The organism is Rhodococcus sp. DK176 (assembly GCF_038447315.2).
GTDB classification, from domain to species: Bacteria; Actinomycetota; Actinomycetes; order Mycobacteriales; family Mycobacteriaceae; genus Rhodococcus_F; species Rhodococcus_F jostii_A.
Genome location: NZ_CP118321.2, coordinates 3938837 through 3962556 on the forward strand (window position 1 = coordinate 3938837; position 23720 = coordinate 3962556).

General features: G+C 65.6%; 20 protein-coding genes and 1 pseudogene. 12 read left to right on the plus strand and 9 right to left on the minus strand.

Annotated features, from left to right (window positions below; all coding sequences use genetic code 11):
- Nucleotides 1–157: 157 nt before the first annotated feature.
- From PSR88_RS18555 to PSR88_RS18570, 4 genes and pseudogenes are all read right to left on the minus strand, one after another.
- Nucleotides 158–1240, minus strand: a complete 1083-nt coding sequence (locus PSR88_RS18555; protein WP_011596249.1) for a ParB/RepB/Spo0J family partition protein — start codon at nucleotides 1238–1240, stop codon at nucleotides 158–160.
- A complete protein-coding gene (locus tag PSR88_RS18560) occupies nucleotides 1237–2250 on the minus strand; it encodes a ParA family protein (protein ID WP_011596250.1) in 1014 nt (337 codons plus the stop codon). The genes PSR88_RS18555 and PSR88_RS18560 overlap by 4 nt, the downstream gene beginning before the upstream one ends.
- Before the next feature lie 68 nt (nucleotides 2251–2318).
- Entirely contained in the window at nucleotides 2319–3002 is a 684-nt protein-coding gene (rsmG, locus tag PSR88_RS18565) for a 16S rRNA (guanine(527)-N(7))-methyltransferase RsmG (RefSeq protein WP_029539744.1), read from the minus strand.
- Nucleotides 3003–3711: 709 nt separating this feature from the next.
- Nucleotides 3712–4117: pseudogene (locus PSR88_RS18570) on the minus strand (nuclear transport factor 2 family protein).
- Between the two features lie 556 nt (nucleotides 4118–4673).
- Here PSR88_RS18570 and PSR88_RS18575 point away from each other — a divergent pair.
- Nucleotides 4674–4868 carry a hypothetical protein gene (locus PSR88_RS18575; protein WP_016884716.1) on the plus strand — a complete coding sequence of 65 codons (195 nt, stop codon included), beginning with the start codon at nucleotides 4674–4676 and terminating at the stop codon, nucleotides 4866–4868.
- Between the two features lie 282 nt (nucleotides 4869–5150).
- On the opposite strand, the gene PSR88_RS18580 is transcribed toward PSR88_RS18575, so the two are convergent.
- From PSR88_RS18580 to rpmH, 5 genes are read right to left on the minus strand one after another with little or no spacing between them, the layout of a single operon-like run.
- Nucleotides 5151–5705 (minus strand): protein jag, encoded by a 555-nt coding sequence (locus PSR88_RS18580; protein WP_005249113.1) that lies wholly within the window; start codon nucleotides 5703–5705, stop codon nucleotides 5151–5153.
- 19 nt (nucleotides 5706–5724) lie between these two features.
- Complete coding sequence (yidC, locus tag PSR88_RS18585) at nucleotides 5725–6837, minus strand: membrane protein insertase YidC (protein ID WP_016884715.1); 1113 nt, start codon at nucleotides 6835–6837, stop codon at nucleotides 5725–5727.
- 4 nt (nucleotides 6838–6841) lie between these two features.
- Nucleotides 6842–7207 (minus strand): membrane protein insertion efficiency factor YidD, encoded by a 366-nt coding sequence (gene yidD / locus PSR88_RS18590; protein ID WP_011596257.1) that lies wholly within the window; start codon nucleotides 7205–7207, stop codon nucleotides 6842–6844.
- Nucleotides 7204–7581 carry a ribonuclease P protein component gene (gene rnpA / locus PSR88_RS18595; protein ID WP_011596258.1) on the minus strand — a complete coding sequence of 126 codons (378 nt, stop codon included), beginning with the start codon at nucleotides 7579–7581 and terminating at the stop codon, nucleotides 7204–7206. The genes yidD and rnpA overlap by 4 nt, the downstream gene beginning before the upstream one ends.
- Nucleotides 7582–7608: 27 nt before the next feature.
- Complete coding sequence (rpmH, locus tag PSR88_RS18600) at nucleotides 7609–7752, minus strand: 50S ribosomal protein L34 (protein WP_005263481.1); 144 nt, start codon at nucleotides 7750–7752, stop codon at nucleotides 7609–7611.
- 739 nt (nucleotides 7753–8491) lie between these two features.
- Between rpmH and dnaA the strand changes: the two genes are divergently transcribed.
- The 11 genes from dnaA (at nucleotide 8492) to PSR88_RS18655 (ending at nucleotide 23713) form a co-directional block, all read left to right on the plus strand.
- Nucleotides 8492–10078 carry a chromosomal replication initiator protein DnaA gene (gene dnaA, locus PSR88_RS18605; protein WP_011596259.1) on the plus strand — a complete coding sequence of 529 codons (1587 nt, stop codon included), beginning with the start codon at nucleotides 8492–8494 and terminating at the stop codon, nucleotides 10076–10078.
- A gap of 646 nt (nucleotides 10079–10724) precedes the next feature.
- On the plus strand, nucleotides 10725–11909 hold the full coding sequence (gene dnaN / locus PSR88_RS18610) for a DNA polymerase III subunit beta (protein ID WP_005249107.1): 1185 nt from the start codon (nucleotides 10725–10727) through the stop codon (nucleotides 11907–11909).
- 62 nt (nucleotides 11910–11971) lie between these two features.
- The gene (gnd, locus tag PSR88_RS18615) at nucleotides 11972–12883 is read left to right on the plus strand and encodes a phosphogluconate dehydrogenase (NAD(+)-dependent, decarboxylating) (protein ID WP_016884713.1); all 912 of its coding nucleotides are present in this window, start codon (nucleotides 11972–11974) and stop codon (nucleotides 12881–12883) included.
- On the plus strand, nucleotides 12884–14116 hold the full coding sequence (recF, locus tag PSR88_RS18620) for a DNA replication/repair protein RecF (RefSeq protein ID WP_009476747.1): 1233 nt from the start codon (nucleotides 12884–12886) through the stop codon (nucleotides 14114–14116).
- Nucleotides 14106–14672 carry a DUF721 family protein gene (locus tag PSR88_RS18625; RefSeq protein ID WP_009476748.1) on the plus strand — a complete coding sequence of 189 codons (567 nt, stop codon included), beginning with the start codon at nucleotides 14106–14108 and terminating at the stop codon, nucleotides 14670–14672. Before recF ends, PSR88_RS18625 begins: the two co-directional genes overlap by 11 nt.
- Nucleotides 14673–14797: 125 nt before the next feature.
- Nucleotides 14798–15706, plus strand: a complete 909-nt coding sequence (locus tag PSR88_RS18630; RefSeq protein ID WP_016884712.1) for a metal-dependent hydrolase — start codon at nucleotides 14798–14800, stop codon at nucleotides 15704–15706.
- Nucleotides 15703–16821 carry a PDR/VanB family oxidoreductase gene (locus PSR88_RS18635; protein ID WP_016884711.1) on the plus strand — a complete coding sequence of 373 codons (1119 nt, stop codon included), beginning with the start codon at nucleotides 15703–15705 and terminating at the stop codon, nucleotides 16819–16821. Before PSR88_RS18630 ends, PSR88_RS18635 begins: the two co-directional genes overlap by 4 nt.
- A gap of 49 nt (nucleotides 16822–16870) precedes the next feature.
- Entirely contained in the window at nucleotides 16871–17809 is a 939-nt protein-coding gene (locus PSR88_RS18640; protein WP_011596263.1) for an alpha/beta fold hydrolase, read from the plus strand.
- A gap of 197 nt (nucleotides 17810–18006) precedes the next feature.
- Nucleotides 18007–20049 carry a DNA topoisomerase (ATP-hydrolyzing) subunit B gene (gene gyrB, locus PSR88_RS18645; protein ID WP_009476752.1) on the plus strand — a complete coding sequence of 681 codons (2043 nt, stop codon included), beginning with the start codon at nucleotides 18007–18009 and terminating at the stop codon, nucleotides 20047–20049.
- A gap of 425 nt (nucleotides 20050–20474) precedes the next feature.
- A complete protein-coding gene (locus PSR88_RS18650; RefSeq protein WP_011596265.1) occupies nucleotides 20475–23300 on the plus strand; it encodes a sensor histidine kinase in 2826 nt (941 codons plus the stop codon).
- Complete coding sequence (locus tag PSR88_RS18655) at nucleotides 23297–23713, plus strand: roadblock/LC7 domain-containing protein (RefSeq protein WP_005249096.1); 417 nt, start codon at nucleotides 23297–23299, stop codon at nucleotides 23711–23713. Before PSR88_RS18650 ends, PSR88_RS18655 begins: the two co-directional genes overlap by 4 nt.
- Nucleotides 23714–23720: the final 7 nt, after the last annotated feature.

The window sequence follows — 23720 nt, forward strand, 5'->3', positions numbered from 1 at the left end:
TGGCTAGCTCAGCCTCCATATGTCACTACCGCAGATCATTCGACATCCTCTGGTATTCAACGTTTTTCGCCCCCGATAGTTCTGCTGGAGTCGGTCCGTCAGCGGCCACTGTCACAGTGACGGATCACCCGCGGGTACTGCTACCTCTCTCAGGCGCTCATGAATCGGCCTTCTGTGCCTCCATCATCCCAACGATCCTCTGAAGATCGTCCACCGAACCGAACTCGACCACAATCTTGCCCTTGCGCTTGCCGAGGCTGACCGTGACCCTCGTGTCGAACGAATCCGACAGCCGCTCGGCGACGTCCTGCAGGCCCGGCATCTGGATCGGCTTGCGGCGCTGGGCGGGCTGCGCCGCCTGGTCGTCGCTGCGGTTGGCGAGCGTCACCGCCTCCTCTGTCGCGCGAACGGACATGCCCTCCGCGACGATGCGTGCCGCCATCACCTCTTGCGCGTCGGCTCCGGCCTCGAGCGACAACAGGGCGCGAGCGTGACCGGCGGACAGCACACCCGCCGCGACGCGTCGTTGCACGGGAATCGGCAATTTCAACAGTCGGATCATGTTCGTGACGACGGGACGCGAGCGGCCGATCTTCGCCGCCAGTTCCTCGTGGGTCACCTCGAACTCTTCGAGCAACTGCTGATACGCCGCAGCCTCTTCGAGCGGGTTCAGCTGCACGCGGTGGATGTTCTCCAGGAGCGCGTCGCGAAGCATGGCGTCGTCGCCGGTCTCGCGGACGATCGCCGGGATCGTCTCCAGCTCGGCTTCCTGGCTGGCACGCCACCGACGCTCGCCCATGACGAGCTGGAACTTGCCGTCGTCGAGCGGACGCACCACGATCGGCTGCATCAGTCCGAACTCGCGGATCGAGTGGACGAGCTCGGCGAGTGCGTCGTCGTCGAACACCTGACGCGGCTGCTTGGGGTTCCGCTCGATCAGGTCTGGAGCGATCTCCCGGTACACCGCCCCGGTGGGGGAGGGGAGGGGTTGAGCACCGTTTCCGGATTCGCCGTCGGCGCCGTTGCTGCTTCCATTGTTTCCCGTGGACGCGGGAGCGGTCTTCTCGTCGGTCGCAGAGTCCGACGCGTTCGTCGCGGGAGCGGTCAGTACGGTGCGCCGGTCCGCGCCGATCACGACGTCCGCGGCGGCGTTGCCCAGCCCCGGTCCCGTCGTCGTCGGTCCCGTAGGAATGAGCGCAGCCAGTCCACGGCCAAGTCCACCCTTACGCGTCTGACTCATCGCTGCTCCTGCTTCGTGATGTGTGCGGTGCGTGCTGCGAGTTCACGTCCCGCGTCGAGGTAACTCATGGCGCCCCGCGAGCCGGGGTCGTAGTCGAGCACGGTCATGCCGTACCCGGGAGCTTCGGACACCTTCACGCTGCGGGGAATGACGGCGCGGAGGACGGCGTCACCGAAGTGGGTGCGGACCTCTTCGGCCACTTGGTCGGCCAACTTGGTGCGCCCGTCGTACATCGTGAGAAGGACCGTCGACACGTGGAGGTCCGGGTTGAGATGTGCCTGCACCAGTTCGATGTTCCGCAGCAGCTGTCCCACACCCTCGAGGGCGTAGTACTCGCACTGGATCGGAATCAGGACTTCCTTGGCCGCGACCATGGCGTTCACCGTGAGCAGTCCGAGCGAGGGCGGGCAGTCGATCAGAATGAAGTCGGCGTCCACCTCGCCGAGCGCCTTCTCCGAGAGCGCGCCCTTGAGCCGACCCTCGCGGGCGACCATGGAGACCAATTCGATCTCGGCACCGGCGAGGTCGATCGTGGCCGGAATGCAGAACAGCCGGTCGTTGTGCGGGCTCTTCTGGATCGCCTCCGCTGCCGTTACCTCACCGAGGAGAAGCTCATAGCTGGACGGCACACCGGAGTGGTGGGCGACTCCCAACGCCGTGCTGGCGTTGCCCTGCGGGTCGAGGTCGATGACCAGAACGGTAAGTCCCTGGACCGCGAGGGCGGAGGCGAGGTTGACCGCGCTGGTCGTCTTGCCGACGCCGCCCTTCTGGTTGGCGATCGTGAGGATCCGCCGTTCGGGCGGCTTCGGCAGACTCACCGAGTGGGGGTGCAGCACCTGACTTGCGCGGTGCGCGGCGGCACCGATCGGAGTCTCCTCGACGGAGATTCCGTTGTAGGGGGCCGTGAATCCGTCGTCTCCGTTCCCGGAGCTCGTCGCCTGGCCGGATTGATGGTCGGCTTCACGTGAAGCTGTTTCACGTGAAACGGCGGATTCAGGCCCACCCGACATTGACTACTCCTTCGATTGGGAATCGCTCGTTACTCGACATATTCACTCCCTAGTCACCGTGCACATCGTCATCGACGCTGACGGCGTTTCGGTACACGTTCTGCCCGAACGACAACGGTGGGGACAGGAAGCAGGCCCACTCCGCATTCCACGATATCCAGCTTGCCAGCACCCAACCGAGTCAGGGAAGCGCGATCACGGGAAATCTCTTCGGCGGCGCTCGAACCTTTCAATGCGAGCATTCTCCCATGCTCGTGGATAAGCGGCAGCGACCACTTGGCCAACTTCTCCAACGGTGCCACAGCACGGGACGTCACGACGTCTGCGCCACCGGCTTCCTTCACCACACCCGACTCCTCGGCCCGGCCACGGACCACCAGCACGTCCAGACCGTTCGACTCGACGAACTCGGCGAGGTACACCGACCGTCGCAGCAGCGGCTCCACCAATGTGATCCGGAGATCAGGTCGGGCGATCGCGAGCGGGATACCGGGCAACCCGGCACCGCTTCCGACATCAACGACGGACTCACCCTCGGCGATCAGTTCACCGACGACGGCACAGTTGAGGAGGTGGCGTTCCCAGAGTCGCGGAACCTCCCGTGGTCCGATCAATCCCCGCTCGACCCCGTCGGACGCCAACGACTTGTAGTAGCGCTCCGCAATATCGAATCGTTCACCGAACACCTGGCGTGCCGCCGCTTGTTCGTCCCATTCGGCCGGCTCTCCACCATTCGGTTCCACGTGAAACATCCTCCCGCGAATAACGCGAAATCAACAAACACAGTTTCTTTATTATCCGCCCTCCGTTGCGAGTATGTCCCTTAACTCGAACGCGCAACGCCGGAACAGTGTCGAGCCGCACCCCTTCCGGTGGGGGAGGGGAGGGGTTGAGTTCGTGCACTGTCGGTGAGGCAACCCGCCGACTCGGCGGTCCCGCGTCGCCTCGCCGGTGAACGACCTCGGATGCGTCTCGCGCACATCGCGTCATCTGGTTCTGCGGATCAACAGCGGGGCGATCGACGCGCGGATGTTTCACGTGGAACAGGCGACGGATCGCAAAGGGTGATCTGGGGCCCGTCGTAGTCCCGGCCCGAGTTTGTTCTGCGCCGGTGCGCGCCCGGGACGGTGGTCCGTCTGATCGCATTCGGCGCGGGCAGTTTCACGTGGAACAACTGTCCTGTGTTTCACGTGGAACAGAACCGACACGCCCGCACGTCACCCGGCCGACGTCCCAAGTCGGCGGAGCCAGCGGTCCAGCGAATGGCCGACCTCCTAACGAGGCGCAGCCATCGACGCCTACTCGACGCTACCTCTCGACAACTTCACTCCGATGAAGCCCGAGTTCTCAATCATCACAGTGACGAAACTCCCGGGTGTGGTTGGGTGGGTGAAACTACAACCTAAATTCATTCAAAAACGTCCGAAATGAGCGGCCTGCGGCCTCCACATACGCGATAGGTCAGACCGTGGTGTCCGGGAACGAGTGGTGCTCGTGAGCGACGAGCCAACGACCATCTACCTTCCGCAACCCCACTGTTGAGGCGGAGCCGGTTTTCCGGATTGCCGGCGAGCTCCGCTTCCATTCCACAGCGGAGGAGCGCATGGGCGAACGCAACATCCTCGCCGGCAGTCACGTCCAATGACACCATCTCGAACCTGGCACCCTGCGACTGCCATTCGAAGAACGGCGGCCATGTCTCGCGATACGCATCAATTCCGCGAGCGCCCTCGTATGGCGGCGGCACGTCGAACATCACGATGTCGTCGGAGTGGTCCGCGAGAACCCCGGCCATGACGCCGCTATGCACAGCCTCCACCCAACGGTCGATCAGATTCCGGATCTGTCGTTCGTCCTCGCTCATCATTCACTCCATCAAGTCGACGGCACCGCTTCGGTCGCTTCAATCATGTGGACTTCGAGAAGCGTTGAAACTCATCGCACCGAACCACTGACACGTGAGTGGTATGTCTCAGGACTTCGCGGACGCTTGCGGATCGTTCCGCTCACCATCGCCTGACGAGCGGAACAGAGCTTCGATGGATCCAGCACCCTCTCCACGATCCCAGCAGTAGTCGCGGCAGGAGGGTTACCCGATCGCTTCGTCACAAGGGCCCCGACGGATTCACGTGAGGGCGGCCCCTGAAAACTGAGCGAGGCACGGCATCCCAATCTTGACCCGTCTCCATACATCCTGGCTCGAGTCCGCTCGGCCTGGGCCGCCGAGGGTTGTTGAAGAGTTCCAGACGATGCCGGCGACCCCACCTACTTTGCGGGGGACATCGTCAGCAATTTCCGCTTCCCGCCGCTGCTCGATGGGGCGCATCGCCGGGAAAGTCGGCCGCCTCCGGGAAGTCCGAGGCAGGGAAGAGTCATCTCGTCGACACGCTCGCGCGCACGCCGCGATCGAGACTCAGCTGCGGGTGCTGAAGGCAGTCGGACCCGCCGCCCGGACGCTGGCGAACTTCTGCTCCTGCGAGCTTGTGGTCGTCGACGACATCGGCATGCTGCCCGCCGGACAGAACGCAGCCGTAATCGTGGCGATGGACAATTCACACCGCCTCGCCGACGCCTCGCTGGCATGTGCGTGCAGCCGCTCGACTGACGACGGAGGCTGAACTGACCCACCCCTGTCGCGGCACGATCGGGGCGAAGTCGGCGGACCGGTGGCGCAGTGACCCGCCCGCACTGTCCACGAAGTCCTGAGACAGCGCAGTCACGCGACGGTGGCGCACGAAATCTCGCCGCGGACACCCGACCTTTCGGTGGGGGAGGGGAGGGGTTCGTGTTTCACGTGAAACGAAACGAAGCCAAAGTGACGGATCGCAACTACGGATAGCGAGAAGGCGGGGCTCCCGGAGATGAATCCGGGAGCCCCGCCTTGGTGATGCTTGTGTGGATCAGTCCTTGATGACGACCACGCGACGTGAAGGCTCGGCGCCTTCGCTCTCGCTCGAAACCCCATCGACCTTCGCGACTGCGTCGTGAACGATCTTGCGCTCGAACGGTGTCATCGGAGCGAGCTCCTCGCGTTCACCGCTCTCGAGTACGCGGCGGGCAGCCGAGGAACCCAGCTCGGTCAGTTCGGCGCGACGGCCGGCACGCCATCCGGCGATGTCGAGCATCAGGCGACTACGTTCGCCCGTCGCCTGCTGCACGGCGAGGCGAGTCAGTTCCTGGAGTGCGTCCAACACCTCACCCTTGCGCCCGACCAACTTGGTGAGATCGTCTCCACCGTCGATGCTGACAACAGCACGGTCACCCTCGACGTCCAGGTCGATATCGCCGTCGAAGTCGAGTACGTCGAGCAGCTGCTCCAGGTAGTCGCCGGCGATTTCCCCTTCCTCGATCAGGTAGTCGTCAGAATCGGAATCCACCTCGGTGTCCGGGTTCTGCGTCGTTGCAGTCACGTCTGTCTCATCTCCGTCCACTGCGATGTCAGGCTCACTAGCCATGCTTGTTCTCTTTTCTGAATCAGCGCCGCTTGCGCTTGGGGGACTTTCCGCGGTTGGACTGGGGGCGGGCACCGGGCTTCGGCTTCGACGTTCCGGCAGCCGAACCGTCACCACTCACCTGATCGGAGGCGCTGTCTTCGACGACGCCCTCGACGATCTCCGGTTCGTCCGCCGAGGAAGAACCGTCCGTTGCGGTCGCGGACTTCTTCTTTTTCTTGGTGAGATCGGGACGTGCACCAGGCTTCGGAGCGTTGTCCGCCCGGCGTGCGATGGCAGCCTGCTTCTTCTCTTCCTCTTCTTGGTCGATGCGACGGAAGACGATGTGCTGCTGCCCGTACGTCCAGATGTTGTTACTCACCCAGTACAGGAGGATCGCGATGGGGAGGAACGGACCACCGACGAGCACACCGAGCGGGAAGATCCACAGCGCGAGCTTGTTCATGATCGCGGACTGCGGGTTGGCGGCGGCCTCGGGGCTCTGCCGCGCAACGGAGGCACGTGAGTTGAAGTGAGTCGCGATGCTGGCGATGATCATCAGCGGAACCGCGACGACCGCGATGTTCAGCACGGTGGGGATCGGGCCGTACGCAGCGAACGCGTCGAGCTGCGCCTTCGGCATGGTGATCCAGGCCGAGATGGGAGCGCCGAACAGTCGGGCACTCAGGAAGGACTGCACGTCCTCCACGCTGAAGAAGTAGTTCGGAGTGTTCGCGTTCGCCTCGACCGACATGCCGAGCTGCCCGATACCGGTGCCGGTGCGGTTGAAGGAGCGCAGCACGTGAAACAGGCCAATGAAGACCGGCGCCTGCGCGAGAACCGGGAGGCAGCCCATGATGGGGTTGAACCCGTGCTCCTTCTGGAGCTTCTGCATCTCGACGGCCTGACGCTGGCGGTCGCCGGAGTACTTCTTCTGCAGGGCCTTGATCTGCGGCTGAAGTTCCTGCATCTGGCGCGTCGTACGAACCTGCTTGACGAACGGCTTGTACAGCACGGCACGCAGCGTGAACACGAGGAACACGACGGAGAGCGCCCAGGTGATACCGCTGTCCGGGCCCAGGAAGGGAATAGCACCGAAAACCTTGTGCCAGACCCACAGGATCCCGGACACCGGATAGTAAATGAAGTCGAGCACGGCTCTATGTACTCCTCTGTTCGTCCACGTTCGCCGGACAGCAACGACGGCCACCCGCATGACGGTCGCGACGGGCAGGGACCGGGTCCCACCCACCAGGGTGCCAGGGGGCACACTTCGCCAACCGAACCACCGTCAAAAAAAGGCCTTTGATCACCCCGTGGGTACGCAGGGATTCCACCGCGTACTCGCTACAGGTCGGCATGAACCGGCAGGTCGGCATCCTCAGGGGCGACACATACGTCCGGTAGAGCTCGATGAAGAAAATGAGAGTGCGCGCCGGCAACGCACGGACCGACTTCCACGCGGAAGAGGCCGAGGAGGTGGCCTCGGCCGTATCGGCGCGCGACTCGTGGAGTGCGCTTTTCATGCGGAGGTACTCACGGGCGCAAGAAGGTCCAATCGAAGGAGACCTGCACGGAGTTGCTTCTCCAGGTCCCGGCTACTTGCAGTCGCAGCTCCCGGAAGAGCCCGAATCACCACATCGGTGCCCCGTGGAACCACGTCCACGAGGTCGATGCAGATATGACGAAGCCGGCGTGCGACTCGATGTCGAATCACCGCCGGCCCGACAGCCTTACTCACAACCAGTCCGAATCGCGGACCGCCGCTACTCACCAGCTCATCTGCCTGCGCACGGTCGAATGCGTGCACAACCAGGTCGCGTCTTCCCATCCGACGACCACGTCGCACAGTCATCGAAAAATCTGAATGACGACGCAATCGGTGCGGCTCAGGCAACACCCCGAGCTCCCGAACCCAGTGTCGGGATCAGGCGGTGAGAGATTCGCGGCCCTTACGGCGACGCGCCGAAACGATTGCACGACCCGCACGGGTCCGCATACGAAGACGGAAGCCGTGAACGCGCGCGCGGCGTCGGTTGTTCGGCTGGAACGTCCGCTTGCCCTTGGCCACGGTCAACACTCCTCGAAGTTCATCGACGCCTCCCGGCGTCATGGATCTAACATTGGCGAAAACTCAGGTGTTCATCCACAGGGTGGGGATGGAACGACTCCGAAACTGGACTCGAGCCAGCACGAAACCGCCACCTCACCACAGGGTGACTGTTCGAGAGTACTTACCACTCACGGTCAGGTCAAACTCGCTCACCTGCGATTCCCCCGCGAATCGGTTGACCGACACGCCGAGGATCGACAAATGCTTGCACCCCAACTTCCAATGTGCCAAACCGCTGTGAGGTTGCCGACACTGTTGCTAGCGTCTATGCATGGTCTCGCCGATGAACCCTGATCGAGTGCCCAGCTCTCGACTTCACCGTTCTCATCTGCATATTCACCACAATTCATCCACAGGGCACAGATGGTGTGCCGCTTCGGATCGCCACGAGGGTTGTTGACACCCTTCACTTCCCGGGTCCGTGAACCCGCTCATCCAGGCTTCGCATGCATAAGCGCAGGTCAGCGCGCTGGATCTGGACTCCTCGCCATACAACGGCGTCTCGACAGGAGGCGTCTGCACTTTGTCCACATCTGTGGATAATTGTGTGGAAACACAGTTCAGATGGCATATTCGTAGGTCCGTACGGGGTCCATCCTCAGGTCGGGGAAGCTACCGATTCCACCTCGACGACGGCACCGACACTCGACTCGGCACCGCTGGCGCCGAATCCGCGAACACACTGGGGAGGAACCACGTGAACGACGATCCGAATGCGCTCGCACGGATCTGGATCGACGTCGTCGCAGACCTCACTTCCGATTCGCCCGGCGGCGATCTGCCGCCGTTGACGAGGGGACAGAAGGCGTGGTTGGCGCTCGTCAAACCGCTGACGCTCGCACAGGGCTTCGCGCTCCTGTCCGTTCCGTCGCCCTTCGCGCAGGAGGCGATCGAGCGGGATCTCCGTGAACCGATCCTCCACGCCCTCGGCCGGCATCTCGGTGAGCAGGTCGAAGGCCTCGGTGTGCGTATCGCGGCCCCGGTCGACGACGAACCCGAATCCGATCCGCCGAGCCGGGACCACCGGCCCGAGCCGGAACCTCTCCACACGCCTCGCCACCTCGAGCCCTCCGTCACCAGTTCCGGGTCGTTCCGCAGGCGCCGGTTCGGTTCCGGAGAGGATCAGCCCTACTCCGACACGACGGACTTCGAGGAAGTCGACGACGACCGCGAGGCCCTCGCCAGCGTCCACGAATCCTGGCCGTCGTACTTCACGAAGCCCCCGTCCGGCCCGGCACCGTCGGCGACCGGGGGGAACAGCCTCAACGCGAAGTACACGTTCGACACGTTCGTGATCGGCTCGTCCAACCGGTTCGCCCACGCCGCGGCGGTCGCCATCGCCGAGGCGCCGGCACGCGCGTACAACCCGTTGTTCGTGTGGGGAGCGTCCGGCCTCGGCAAGACGCATCTCCTGCACGCCGCCGGCCACTACGCCCAGCGGCTGTTCCCGGGGATGCGGGTGAAGTACGTCTCCACCGAGGAGTTCACCAACGACTTCATCAACAGCCTCCGCGACGACCGCAAGGTGGCGTTCAAGCGCCGCTACCGCGAGACCGACGTGCTGCTGGTCGACGACATCCAGTTCATCGAGGGCAAGGAAGGTATCCAGGAGGAGTTCTTCCACACCTTCAACACCCTGCACAACGCAAACAAGCAGATCGTCGTCTCGTCCGACCGGCCGCCGAAGCAGCTGGCGACACTCGAGGAACGACTGCGTACCAGGTTCGAATGGGGCCTGATCACCGACGTTCAGCCACCCGAACTCGAGACCCGCATCGCGATCCTCAGCAAGAAGGCCCGAATGGACCGCCTCGAGGTGCCCGACGACGTCCTCGAGTTGATCGCCTCCCGGATCGAACGCAACATCCGGGAACTCGAGGGTGCCCTCATTCGTGTGACGGCGTTCGCATCCCTGAACAGGCAACCCCTGGACCTCACGCTCGCCGAGGTGGTGCTGCGCGACCTGATGCCGGATTCGTCGAGTCTCGAGATCAATGCGGCGACGATCATGGCGGTCACCGCGGAGTACTTCAACATGTCCATCGACGACCTCTGTGGCCCCGGTAAGGCCCGTCCGCTGGCGTCCGCCCGCCAGATCTCCATGTACCTGTGCCGCGAACTCACCGATCTGTCCCTGCCGAAGATCGGGCAGACCTTCGGCCGCGACCACACCACCGTGATGTACGCGGACAAGAAGATTCGCAAGGAGATGACGGAGCGGCGGAAGGTCTACGACCAGGTCCAGGAGCTGACCGCCCGGATCAAACAGCGTTCCAAGAGGTAGTCGCCGTCCCGCCACTCCTGTGCCCCTGGTAGCTCGCCTACCGGGGGCACAGGTCGTTTCGGGGGAACTGCAGGGCCGCGGCAACTCGAGGGGCTCCTCGAGCCGGTCCTCGAGGGTTGGCTCGAGCGGGTCCTCGAGGTACCGCTCGAGGGTCTACTCGAGGCTCGTGCGAACCCCCGCCGATACGACACGCCGGTGCAACACGCCGACGCCGGGACCTGGGATAAAGCATGCACACCTGTGGATAAGTGTGGGGATGAGGTGGAATCTCTGTGGACAGAACGTGCAGAACTTTGAACAACCTCGAGTAGTCCACATGGGTGCCGGATTGGTCCTCGAGTTTGTCCTCGAGAATTCCCCATACGACGACGCGGACGGACCAGCGGCTACACGCCTTCGTCCACAGATTCCACAGGACCTAATAGTACTTCTCATTAATTCTTATAAAAACCTCTTTGAAAACAGGGTTGGGGACAGCGTCGGTTCACAGGCCTCGGTCGTCGACTCGAGGACGCGACGGTTCCGCTTTCAACTTCGTCCTCGAGGGCATACGGTTATGCATCGCCGCTCTGTGAAAGACTGCAGTGCTGTGGTCACGGCCCGACCGTGGCGAACAACCGTGCCTACCGAGAGGAACAACCCGGCGATGGAGCTTGGAAGCCTGAAGTTTCGTGTCTCCCGGGAAGAATTCGCTGATTCAGTGGCATGGGTCGCTCGCAGTCTGCCGTCGCGGCCTCCTGTCCCCGTTCTCGGCGGTGTTCTCTTGGACGCGACCGAGCAAGGGTTGACGGTTTCCGGATTCGACTACGAGGTATCGGCCCAGGTCAGGGTCGCAGCCGAGGTTGGCAGCGCCGGTCAGGTCCTCGTCTCCGGCAAGCTTCTCGCCGACATCACGAAATCGCTTCCCAACAAGCCGGTCGACGTGACTCTCGAAGGCACCCGCGTGCTGATCACGTGCGGAAGCGCCAAGTTCTCCCTGCCCACCATGCCGGTCGAGGACTATCCCCAGCTTCCGCAGTTGCCGCAGCAGACCGGCTCGATTCCCGCCGACGTCTTCTCCGAAGCGATCAGTCAGGTGGCTGTCGCGGCGGGCAAGGACGACACCCTGCCGATGCTCACCGGCATCCGCGTCGAGATCGAGCGCAACGCGATCGTGCTCGCCGCCACCGACCGGTTCCGTCTCGCGGTCCGTGAACTCGAGTGGTCGCCGGCGAACCCCGACACCACCGCGGCCGTCCTCATCCCCGCGAAGACGCTATCCGAATCGGCGAAAACGCTTGCGGGAGATGCCACGTCGCCGGTCGAGCTTGCGCTCGGTTCGGGTTCCGCAGTCGGCAACGACGGCCTCCTCGGCATCGTCAACGACGGCCGCCGCACCACCACCCGGTTGCTGGACGCCGAGTTCCCGAAATTCCGGCAGCTGCTGCCGTCCGAGCACACGGCACTGGCCACCGTCGAAATCGCTCCGCTCGTCGAGGCGATCAAGCGTGTTGCCCTCGTCGCCGAGCGCGGTGCGCAGGTCCGCCTGCAGTTCTCCACCGAGGGACTTCTCCTCTCCGCGGGTGGCGACGATGCGGGCCGCGCCGAGGAAGGCTTGAACGCGGTCTTCCAGGGTGAGCCGCTGACGATCGCCTTCAACCCCGGCTACCTGATCGACGGACTGTCCTCGCTGCACAGCGAGCAGGTGCTGTTCGGCTTCACGACCCCGAGCCGCCCCGCCGTGCTGCGTCCGGCCACCGAGGACGAGATCGAGCCCGACGATTCCGGCAACTTCGCGGCGCCGGAGAGCGCGTACACGTACCTGCTGATGCCGGTGCGTCTCCCGGGCTGACCGTTTCGCGAAAGCGAAACCAGCACTGCCGAACGAAATCTCACGAGTGGACGGAGATCACGATGCAGATCGGGTTGGTCGGGCTCGGAAAGATGGGATTCAACATGCGCGAGCGGTTGCGCGCGCACGGGCACGAGGTGGTCGGTTACGACCCCCGCCCCGAGGTCACGGATGTGGCGTCGCTCGCGGAACTCGCGCGGCGACTCGAGTCTCCCCGAGTCGTGTGGGTGATGGTTCCGGCAGGAAAGATCACCCAGGACACGGTGACCGAGCTGTCGTCGGTGCTCGAGGCCGGCGACCTGGTGATCGACGGCGGCAACTCGAGATACACCGACGACAAACTCCACGGTGAGCTGCTGGGTTCCCGCGGCATCGGCTACCTCGACTGCGGTGTGTCCGGCGGGGTCTGGGGACTCGAGGACGGCTACGGCATGATGGTCGGCGGATCGGACGCGGACGTCGAGCGGGCGCTGCCGATCTTCGACGCTCTGCGCCCCGAGGGGGAGCGTGCGGACGGCTTCGTCCACGCCGGCCCGGTCGGTGCAGGCCACTACGCGAAGATGATCCACAACGGCATCGAATACGGACTGATGCAGGCGTACGCCGAGGGCTACGAGCTGCTCGAGGCGGAAGACCTCGTCACGGACGTCCACGGTGTGCTGCGCGCGTGGACCAAGGGCACGGTGGTCCGGTCGTGGCTGCTGGAGCTGCTCGTCAAGGCATTGGGTGAGGATCCCGATTTCGCCGAGATCTCCGGTTACACAGACGATTCCGGTGAGGGTCGTTGGACGGTGCTCGAGGCGATCGATCATGCCGTGCCCGCACCGGTCATCTCGGCCGCGTTGTTCGCGCGGTTCGCCTCCCGGCAGGACGATTCCCCCGCGATGAAGGCCGTCTCGGCGCTGCGCAACCAGTTCGGTGGTCACGCCGTGAAGAAGGCGGCAGGCGAGGCAGAAGCCGGTTCTGGAACGTAGGTGTTCGTTCGCGCACTCTCGCTCAGAGACTTCCGTTCCTGGGACGCTCTCGGTCTCACCCTGCGTCCGGGCTGCACCGTCTTCGTCGGACCCAACGGGCACGGCAAGACGAACGTGCTCGAGGCGCTCGGCTACCTGTCGACCCTCTCGTCTCATCGGGTCAGCTCGGACGCCCCGTTGATCAGGACGGGGACCGGTCAGGCGTTCGCCGGGGCCACCGTCGTCAACGCCGGCCGGGAACTGACCGTCGATCTCGAGTTGAACGAGGGCAAGTCCAACAGGGCGCGGATCAACCAGTCACCCACCCGGCGGCCGCGGGAGATTCTCGGGATTCTGCAGACGGTGCTGTTCGCGCCGGAGGATCTGTCGCTGGTCCGCGGTGATCCGGGGGATCGGCGGCGCTATCTCGACGAACTCCTCACGTCCCGTATCCCACGGATGGCGGCGGTGCGCGCCGATTACGACCGGGTGCTGCGGCAGCGGTCGGCGCTGCTCAAGACCGCGGGCGGCGCGCTGCGACGGGTGTCTCGCGGCAGCGGCCGGCCGAGTGAGGACGGCGCGAGCGCCCTTGCCACGCTGGAGGTCTGGGACGGACATCTCGCCGCACACGGCGCACAGCTGCTCGCCGGGCGGCTCCACCTCGTCCATGATCTCGCGCCCCACCTGGCCGAGTCGTACCAATCGCTGGCGCCGGAGTCGAGGCCCGCGAGCATCCGCTACCGCTCGAGTCTGGGCTCCTCGCTGCCACCGGAGTTCACCGAACCGGCTCGAGTGCCCGAGGCGGGCGACATCGCGTTCCTCGAGGAGCGATTCCTTCAGGAGCTTTCCGTGATGCGCTCCAAGGAAATCGAGCGCGGGGTGTGTCTCGTCGGACCGCATCGTGACGATCTCGAACTGCACCTCGGCGACACCCCGGCGAAGGGATTCGCAAGTCACGGTGAGTCGTGGTCATTCGCGCTGTCGTTGCGGCTCGCGGGATTCGCCCTGCTGCGCTCGGACGGCAGCGATCCCGTCCTCATGCTCGACGACGTGTTCGCCGAACTCGACCGTCGCCGACGGCGCGCACTCGCCAAGGTCGCGTTGGACGCGGAACAGGTGCTGATCACGGCTGCCGTGCCGGAAGATGTTCCGGAGGAACTCGACGCCGTCCGATTCGGTGTGGAGGCCCGCGACACCGATCGAGGACGGATATCGCACATCGTGGAAGAGCCGGAGGACCGCAGTGACGGATGATCTCGAACCCACCGCACCGGCAGCGGCGGCCCCCGAACCGGAAGTGAAGGGAATCGACCTCGCCCGCCGTGCCCTCGAGGAGGCGCGTGCCGCGGCGAAGGCGAGCGGAAAATCCGTCGGGCAGGGCCGCCGATCCGGAACCGGTGTCCGGGCCCTGCGCGCCCGGCGTCGACGCGGATGGTCGGGTCCGGGGCCGGACGACCGCGATCCGCAGCCGTTCGGTGCACTGACCAACGCGATCGCGAAACAGCGCGGCTGGTCGCCCAAGGTGTCCGAGGGGACGGTCCTCGGTCGGTGGGTGCAGGTGGTCGGTGAGGACATCGCCGCGCACGCCGAACCGACGGGGCTGCGGGACGGGATCCTGAGCGTCTCCGCGGAGTCGACGGCCTGGGCGACGCAGCTTCGGATGATGCAGTCGCAGATTCTCGCGAAGATCGCCGCGGCCGTCGGCGACGGCGTCGTGAAGTCGTTGCGGATCACCGGTCCGACCGCTCCGAGCTGGCGAAAAGGAGAACGGCACATCCGGGGGCGCGGCCCCCGGGACACCTACGGATAGGCCGGAGCGGACGTTCGGTTCCTGGTTTTGTCTATTACCCGGTGTTACAGTTACTCCAGGTTTTCGAGTGAACTGTGCCACAGGCCTCCGTCGTGGCGCAGCCGCCGGCACGAAGGAGTATTGAGATGTCCGCCCCGACTGCACCCCGGAACGCGATCCCCGAACCGGACCACATCCTGTTGCAGGCCAGGAACGTGGAGTTCGACTGGTCGAACCTCCCCATGCACTGGATCCCGGGCGACCCGTTCAGCACGCACGCCCTCAACGTCCTGCATCTGCTCCTGCCCGCGGGCGAGGAGTGGTTCGTCGAGACGTTCAAAGAGGCGCTGCCGCAGATCGAGGACGAGCAGCTCCGCGACGACGTCATCGGGTTCATCGGCCAGGAGGCGATGCACGCCAACGCCCACACCGGCGTGCTGGTGCACCTGAAGGAGAAGGGTCTCGACCCGACGCCGTTCACCGAGCAGATGGAATGGACGTTCTCCAAGATCCTCGGACCGCGACCGCTCACCGGTCTGCGGGAGAAGAACTACCTGATCGAGCGGCTGGCGGTCATCGCCGCCATCGAGCACATCACCGCGTTCCTCGGCGACTGGGTACTCAATGCCGAGGGACTCGATCGCTCCGGCATGCATCCGACGATGCTCGACCTGCTGCGCTGGCACGGCGCCGAGGAGGTGGAGCACCGCTCCGTGGCATACGACGTCATGCGGTACTTCGACAAGCGTGAGTCCCGGCGGATCCGCACCCAGGTGATCGTCACCCCGGTCATCGTGTGGCTGTGGGTGCGCGGCACCCGGTTCCTCATGCGCAACGATCCCGAGCTCGCCCAGTGGTCGGCGCACCGGCGTAAGCCGCATCTGACAGATTTCTTCGCGGCAGGCAAGCGCGGCACCCTCCCGACGGCCCGGGAACTCGGCAAGCGGATGTCGACGTACTTCACGCGTTCGTACCACCCGAGCAACGAGGGTTCGACCGCGCAGGCCGTGAAGTACCTGGCCTCCTCGCCCGCAGCTCAGGCGGCCGAACGATGAAGCTGTCGCAGGTGCGGGAGGTGCTCACCGGGCAGGGCCTGCCCCGCTACGACGCTCCCCCGGACATCAAGGGGCGACCGCGCCCCGACCGCGCCATGCGGATCACCGAGGCCGTGGCCGCCAAGTATCTCCGCGTTCTCACCGCGTACGAATACAACCCGGGCGTCGCCGGTCACAACCCGGACGTGGCGATGAAACTGGTTGTCTCCCAACGCGACGTCGTCGCACGGGACGAGAACGTCGTGCAGTTGCGGTTCGAGGCCGAGGACGGTGCGGAACTCCCTGCGTGGCAGCCGGGTTCGCACCTCGACTTCCACCTGCCGTCCGGTCTGCGACGTCAGTACTCGCTGTGCGGGGACCCGTCCGACCGCACGGGCTACAGTGTCGCCGTCCGCCGGATCTCCGAGGGCGGTGGGGGATCCCTCGAGATGCACGCGCTCGAACCGGGCACACCGGTGACGGTGCGCGGGCCCCGCAACGGGTTTCCCTTCGTCGGCGAGGGGAGTGCACTCTTCGTCGCCGGCGGAATCGGTATCACGCCGATCCTGGCGATGGTCCGGGCGGCACGCGACCTCGGAATGGACTGGCAGTTCGTGTACTCCGGCCGGTCGCGGGAGTCGATGCCGTTCCTCGACGAGATCGAAACATTCGATCAGTCAAGGGTTTTCATCCGACCCGACGACGAGTTCGGACTGCCGACCGCCGGGGAGTTGCTGGAGCGTGCCGCGCCGGGCGGCGCCGTCTACTGCTGCGGACCGACGCCGATGCTGGAGTCGGTACGCCGCGCGTTCCCCGGAAGCCCCGCCACCGCATTGCATTTCGAACGCTTCGGGGCTCCTCCGGTGCTCGACGGCACCGAATTCGAAGTGCAGCTCGTCAGCACCGGTGAGGTGCTCACCGTCCCCGCCGACGAATCCGCACTGACGGTGATCAAGAAGACGTTGCCCGGAGTGGGGTACTCGTGCCAGCATGGATTCTGCGGCACCTGCCGGGTGAAGGTGCTGTCCGGCACCCCGGATCACCGTGAGACGCGGCTCACCGACGCCGAGCAGGAGAACGAGATGCTGATCTGCGTGTCCCGCGCCGACAGCGGCCGTCTCGTCCTCGATCTGTAGTTCCCACCGTCGATCCCATACCCGAACCCGCACGACCAGAGGACCCACCATGACTCCATCCACATCCCGTACCGCCCGGCGGATCACCAACGGTTCCGTCGAACTCGCCGTGTTCGAGGAGGGCAACCCCGACGGCGAGACGATCGTGCTGGTGCACGGCTGGCCCGACACCCACGACCTGTGGAACCGGGTGGTGCCGTTCCTGACGGAGTGGTTCCGGGTGGTCAGCTACGACAGCCGCGGCGCAGGCCGGAGCACCGTGCCCACCCGGGTCGAGGACTACCGACTGCCCGCCCTGGCCGGCGACCTGTTCGCGGTGATCGACGCCGTGAGCCCGGGCCGGCCGGTGCACGTGCTGGCCCACGACTGGGGATCGGTGGAGGGGTGGGAGGCGGTCTGCGAACCGGGAGCCCGCGAGCGGATCGCGTCGTTCACCTCGGTCTCCGGGCCCAACCTCGATCACCTCGGCAAGTGGATGCGCCGCCGCATCTCCGACCGCAGCTTCGGCGGGCCGCTCGCGCAGGCCGTCGCGTCCGGCTACACCGTCCTGTTTCAGATTCCGGGCCTGGTCACGCTGCCGTTGCGGCTGTGGTTCTCCCGGAACTGGCCGGCGTTCCTGAAGTTCTTCGACCGCCTCGACCCCGCGCTGGTGCGTCCGGCGCCGACGCTGGCGGACGACATGGTGAACGGTCTCAAGCTGTACCGCGCCAACATCCGGACGAGTCTGCTGCGGCCGCGCGAGCGGTACACCGACGTCCCCGTCCAGCTGATCCTGAACAAGAACGACAAGGCGGTACGGCCCGTCGGCTACGAGGACACCGAGAAATGGGCGCACGACCTGCGGCGTCGAGAGGTCGAGGCCGGGCACTGGTCGCCGATCTCGCACGCCGAGGACATCGCGCAACTCGCCGCGGAGTTCGTGCTGGACGTCGAGGACCGGCGGTGGGCGGATCTCCCCGACGGCCCGTCCGAGAGCGCTTCGGCCTAGGTTTTCACTCCCGAGACGCCCTGAAAATTCGTCTACGGGGCGCTCAGGGGTGTCATAGCCCGCTCCTGGCGCTGACGTACCAGTAAGATGGCCGAGGTAACTAGCGGCAAGATTCCCGATTCTCGTCTCCCGCGTGCCCGACCAGGGCGGTGGGCGCCTGCGTCGGGCATTGGACGGAGAAGGAGAGCTACCCACCCGTGGCTGCCCAGAAGTCAGACAAAAGCACCTCAAGCAAGGACTACGGCGCTTCTTCGATTACCGTCCTCGAGGGACTCGAAGCTGTTCGTAAGCGACCGGGTATGTACATCGGTTCCACCGGTGAACGCGGTCTTCACCACTTGATCTGGGAAGTCGTCGACAACTCCGTCGACGAGGCCATGGCCGGCCACGCCACCAAGGTCGAGATCACCCTGCTCGAAGACGGTGGCGTCCGGGTCGTCGACGACGGTCGAGGCATCCCCGTCGGGATGCACGCCTCCGGTGTCCCCACCGTCGAGGTCGTCCTCACCCAGCTCCACGCCGGCGGCAAGTTCGACTCCGACTCCTACGCCGTGTCCGGCGGTCTGCACGGTGTCGGTATCTCCGTCGTCAACGCGCTGTCCACCCGGCTCGACGTCGACATCAAACGCGACGGCTTCCAGTGGCACCAGACCTACACCGACTCGAAGCCGGGTGAACTCGTCAAGGGCGAGGCCACCAAGGAGACGGGCACCACGGTCACGTTCTGGGCCGACCCGAACATCTTCGAGACCACGGTCTACAGCTTCGAGACGGTCGCGCGCCGCCTCCAGGAGATGGCCTTCCTCAACAAGGGCCTGACCATCACCCTCACCGACGAGCGCGTCAGCGACGCCGAGGTCACGGAAGAGGTCGTCAGTCAGGTCGCCGACGCGCCGAAGACCGCCGAGGACGAGTCCGCCGAGGCGGAAGCGCCCGCAGTGCACAAGGTGAAGACCCGCGTCTACCACTACCCGGGCGGCCTCGAGGACTACGTGCGGCACATCAACCGCACGAAGCAGCCGATCCACAACTCCGTCGTCGGTTTCACCGCGAAGGGCACCGGCCACGAACTCGAGATCGCGATGCAGTGGAACTCCGGCTACTCGGAGTCGGTCCACACGTTCGCGAACACCATCAACACGCACGAGGGCGGCACCCACGAAGAGGGCTTCCGTTCCGCTCTGACGGCGACGGTCAACAAGTACGCGCTCGACAAGAAGCTCCTCAAGGAGAAAGACCCCAAGCTCACCGGTGACGACATCCGTGAGGGTCTCGCGGCGATCATCTCCGTGAAGGTTGGTGAACCGCAGTTCGAGGGTCAGACGAAGACGAAGCTCGGTAACACCGAGGTCCGGTCGTTCGTCCAGAAGGCGAGCAACGAGCACCTGTCGCACTGGTTCGAAGCGAACCCGGCCGACGCGAAGACCATCGTGAACAAGGCGGTGTCGTCGGCACAGGCCCGCGTCGCCGCCCGCAAGGCCCGCGAACTGGTGCGCCGCAAGAGCGCCACCGACCTCGGCGGCCTGCCGGGCAAGCTCGCCGACTGCCGGTCCAACGATCCGAGCAAGTCCGAGATCTACATCGTGGAGGGCGACTCCGCAGGCGGCTCGGCCAAGTCCGGCCGCGACTCGATGTACCAGGCGATCCTGCCGCTGCGCGGAAAGATCATCAACGTCGAGAAGGCACGCATCGACCGTGTGCTGAAGAACACGGAAGTCCAGTCGATCATCACCGCGTTCGGCACGGGCATCCACGACGAATTCGACATCGCGAAGCTGCGATACCACAAGATCGTGCTGATGGCCGACGCCGACGTCGACGGCCAGCACATCGCAACGCTGCTGCTCACGCTGCTGTTCCGCTTCATGCGGCCGCTCGTCGAGCACGGCCACGTCTACCTGGCACAGCCCCCGCTGTACAAGCTGAAGTGGCAGCGCAGCGAGCCGGAGTTCGCATACTCGGACCGCGAGCGCGACGTCCTGGTCAAGGCCGGCCTCGAGTCCGGCAAGAAGATCAACAAGGACGACGGCATCCAGCGTTACAAAGGTCTCGGCGAGATGAACGCCAAGGAACTGTGGGAGACCACGATGGATCCGACGGTGCGCGTCCTGCGTCTGGTGACGCTCGACGACGCAGCCGCAGCCGACGAGCTGTTCAGCGTTCTCATGGGTGAGGACGTCGAGGCCCGGCGAAGCTTCATCACCCGTAACGCCAAGGACGTCCGCTTCCTCGACGTCTAGGTATCCGGCACAAGAGATTACGGATGTCATGCAGCCACCGGCGGTCGGAAGACCCCGGTGGCTGCACCCGTCTGGGCCGGTTGCGGGACCGGGTCACGCAGAAATCCGTCCTCGACTGTGAACCGCGATTCTGTGTAGCCTGGTCCGCTGATCCACCCCGCGACGGCAACGTCTGGGATCGGTGGGGCGCATGTTACTTAGAAGTAAGGATCGGGGAATTTCTGTGGTAAGAACGTTCCCCATGGGGATGTGATGAACTCGTTACATTCGGAAATCGGTGCGTCGGGCAGCGCTGCGCACAGCGCAACTGATCGATCACTTTCCTCTGTCGACGCGTGTCGTCCGGGCCGGTACGACTGTCCCGCCGCAGGCGCGGTCACGAGCACAGAGCGACAAGCTATGAGTGGTTGGAAAGGAAGCGTGGGATGAGCGACGATTCGCCGCCCCGGGCAAAGTTCTGGGATATCGAGGGCTGGGGCCTGCGGTGGAAGGTCACCGCGGTTCTCGCAGTTCCCGTCACCGTCGCCATGGTGCTCGGCGGGCTCCGTGTGCAGGGCGAGCTGAGTAACGCCGTCCACTTCACCGAGGCGGCCGACCAGATCGTCGTCGTTCCGGACATCGTGGCCCTCGAGGCCTCGATGGGTACGGTGACCAGTGGTTACGCCTCGGGCACCCTCACCAAGCAGGACCGCGAGGACGCGGAAGCCCTGATGAACGACGTGTCCGAACAGGCCCGGAACCCGGAACTGGATCCCGCCGTCGCGAGTTCCATCAACCAGACCGTCTCGGACGGCCGCGCCCTCCTGAATCTGATGGATTCCCCGGGCGTCGCCACCGACCTGCTCGCGGAACGCCAGCGCGCGTTCGCCGCGGACTTCATCCGCGAAGTGGACGACATCGTTCGTCCCATCGAAGACAGCGAAGTCGTCGACAAGGGCTACCAGCTGACCAACGCGTGGCAGGCGCAGCGTCGTCTGTTCGACCAGGCCATGGGCCTCGTGATCGTGAAGGACGTCTACGCCGCTCCCGACGGACGGGAGAAGGCCCGCACGGGCGACATCCCCACGTCGGCCGTCATCGCGGCCGCAGGCGCCGAATCGAGCCTCCTCGACGTCCTCGACCGGTACTACCCCAAGGGGGATGCCCGTCTCGAGACGCTGCGAAACAACATCAACGACCGCAACGCCCTCATCGACCAGGGCCTCGCGGACGCGGCGCGTGGCGGGATGCTGCCCATCCTGCAGCTGCGCTCCTCGCTCATCGCGAGCCGTGACGTCTACCAGGAGCTGACCAGCGAAGCGGCGAAGGACATCGCGTCCACCGTGCAGGTCCGTGCGGCCGAGACCCGGTCCGCCGCGCTGCGTGACACGGCGATCGTCCTCGGAACCCTGCTCGCCGCGCTCGTCCTCGCGCTCCTCGTGTCGCGGTCGCTGATCGGTCCGATCCGCCGCCTGCGGTACGGCGCGCTGAAGGCCGCCCGCCGCGACCTTCCGGAGGCGATCGAGCAGATCAAGGCCAGTGACGATCCGCGGGCACTGTCGTTCGAGCCGGTGGCCGTGCACTCCTCCGAGGAGATCGGCCAGCTCGCCCGCGCCGTGGACGACATCCACGGGCAGGCACTCAAGCTCGCCGGTGAGCAGGCACAACTGCGCCTGCAGATCAACGACATGTTCGAAACGCTCGCGCGCCGAAGCAAGTCGCTCGTCGACCAGCAGCTCGGCCTGATCGAGAATCTCGAGTTCGAGGAGAAGGATCCGAAGCGACTCGAGAGCCTGTTCCGGCTCGACCACCTGGCCGCGCGTATGCGCCGGAACGGTGAGAACCTGCTGATTCTGGCCGGCACCCGCGTGCGTCGCTCGCAGGCGGCACCGATCCCGCTCGGCGACGTGCTGCGTGCCGCGATCTCCGAGGTCGAGGACTACCAGCGTGTGCAGATGGGTGCGACCCCCGAGGGCGCGCTCAGCGGCACCGTCGTCACGGACGTCGTGCACCTGCTCGCCGAACTCGTCGACAACTCGCTGCGCGCCTCGCCGCCCGACACGGTGGTGACGTTCAGCTTCGCTCGCGCCGTCGACGGCGGGGTGCTGCTCGAGATCGCGGACCGCGGTATCGGTATCCCGGCCGACGACATGCGCGCCGTCAACGAGCGGCTGGCATCGGGTGGTGAGGTCGGTCCCGAAACCGCCCGCCACATGGGTCTGTTCGTCGTGAGCCGGCTCGCGAAGCGTCACGGCCTGACCGTGCGCCTGCGGTCGACGTTCGACACCGCCCGCAACCCGGGTGTGACCGTGAGCATTCACATCCCGAATGCGCTGATCGTGTCGCAGGCTGCCCGGCAGGACACGGGACCGCAGCGGAAGATCCCCGCGGCACCGGTCCGGACCGCCATTCCGGCACCCGCGGCCCCTGCACAGCGCAAGGAAAACGGACAGCAGCCGGCAACCCGCACCGGACTGCCGACCCGCACCCCGTCCACGCCTCCGCCCGCGCCGAGCCCGGCACCTGCGGGCGCGGTGACGACGGCGTCGGGCACGAGCCTGCCCCGACGTCAGCCCGGTGCCAGTGGCATCGCGGCCGGCGCGGGATCGTCGGCCGGGGCGCCGGCCGCGCAGTCCCAGGACACCGTCAACGTCCGCGGATCCGGGGCGATGCCGAAGCTGCCCGTGCGGCGGCCGCAGGCGGCGACCTCGGAGACGGCACCGGCACAATCGCAGCCGCAGCACGCACCCCGCAGCGAGAACCGCATCGAGGCGCGGACCGCGGAGCAGCCGGCGCCCCCGTCGTCGAACGGCGACGACCAGGCACCGGTGCGACACCGCTACCGCACCAACTCGGCGAAGACCGCGTCGTTCTTCCAGTCGCGGATCGATCCGCCACCAGCCGAGGCCACACCTCGCCCCGGCGGCGGCACCCCGATCTTCTCCGACATGGTGTCCGACTGGCTGACCGATCCGACCGGCGCCGAAGGCGCACCCGGCGTCTGGCATTCCGCCGGCGACGCCGGATGGTCGGCCGCGGAACGGATCAGCGAGACTCCCGTCGAGGTCGACCCGGAGATCGGACTGCCGAAGCGGCGTCCCGGCGACCGGCTGGTTCCCGGCACGGTCGAAGGCGCGCACAATACGGGGACACTGCGCCGGGTGCGTGACCCTGAGACAATTCGCGCCAATCTCAGTCGTCACCAGCAGGGCGTCCGAAACGGCAGGGCCACGAGGCTCGCGGAACGTAACAGCATTGAAGGAGACCGATGAACACCGCTCATGGATCCGACGTCACGCGACCGCTCGACTGGTTGGTGTCGAACTTCGCCAGTGACGTGCCCGGTGTCTCCCACGCCGTGCTCGTGTCCGCGGACGGTCTCCTGATGGCAGCCAGCGCCCATCTCCCCATCGACCGGGCCGAGCAGCTGGCCGCGGTCACCTCGGGGCTGGCCAGCCTGTCGGCCGGTGTGTCCCGGTTGTTCGAAGGCGGCGGAGTGCTGCAGTCGGTGGTCGAGATGCAGCACGGGTACCTGCTGCTCATGAGCGTCGGCGACGGCTCGCACCTCGCGACCCTCACGGACGCCGAGTGCGACATCGGGCAGGTCGGCTATGAGATGGCGATCCTGGTCGACCGCGTCGGGGCATCGGTGCAGGCCACGGCCCGCACCCCGCAGGGTCTCTGACCAGCCC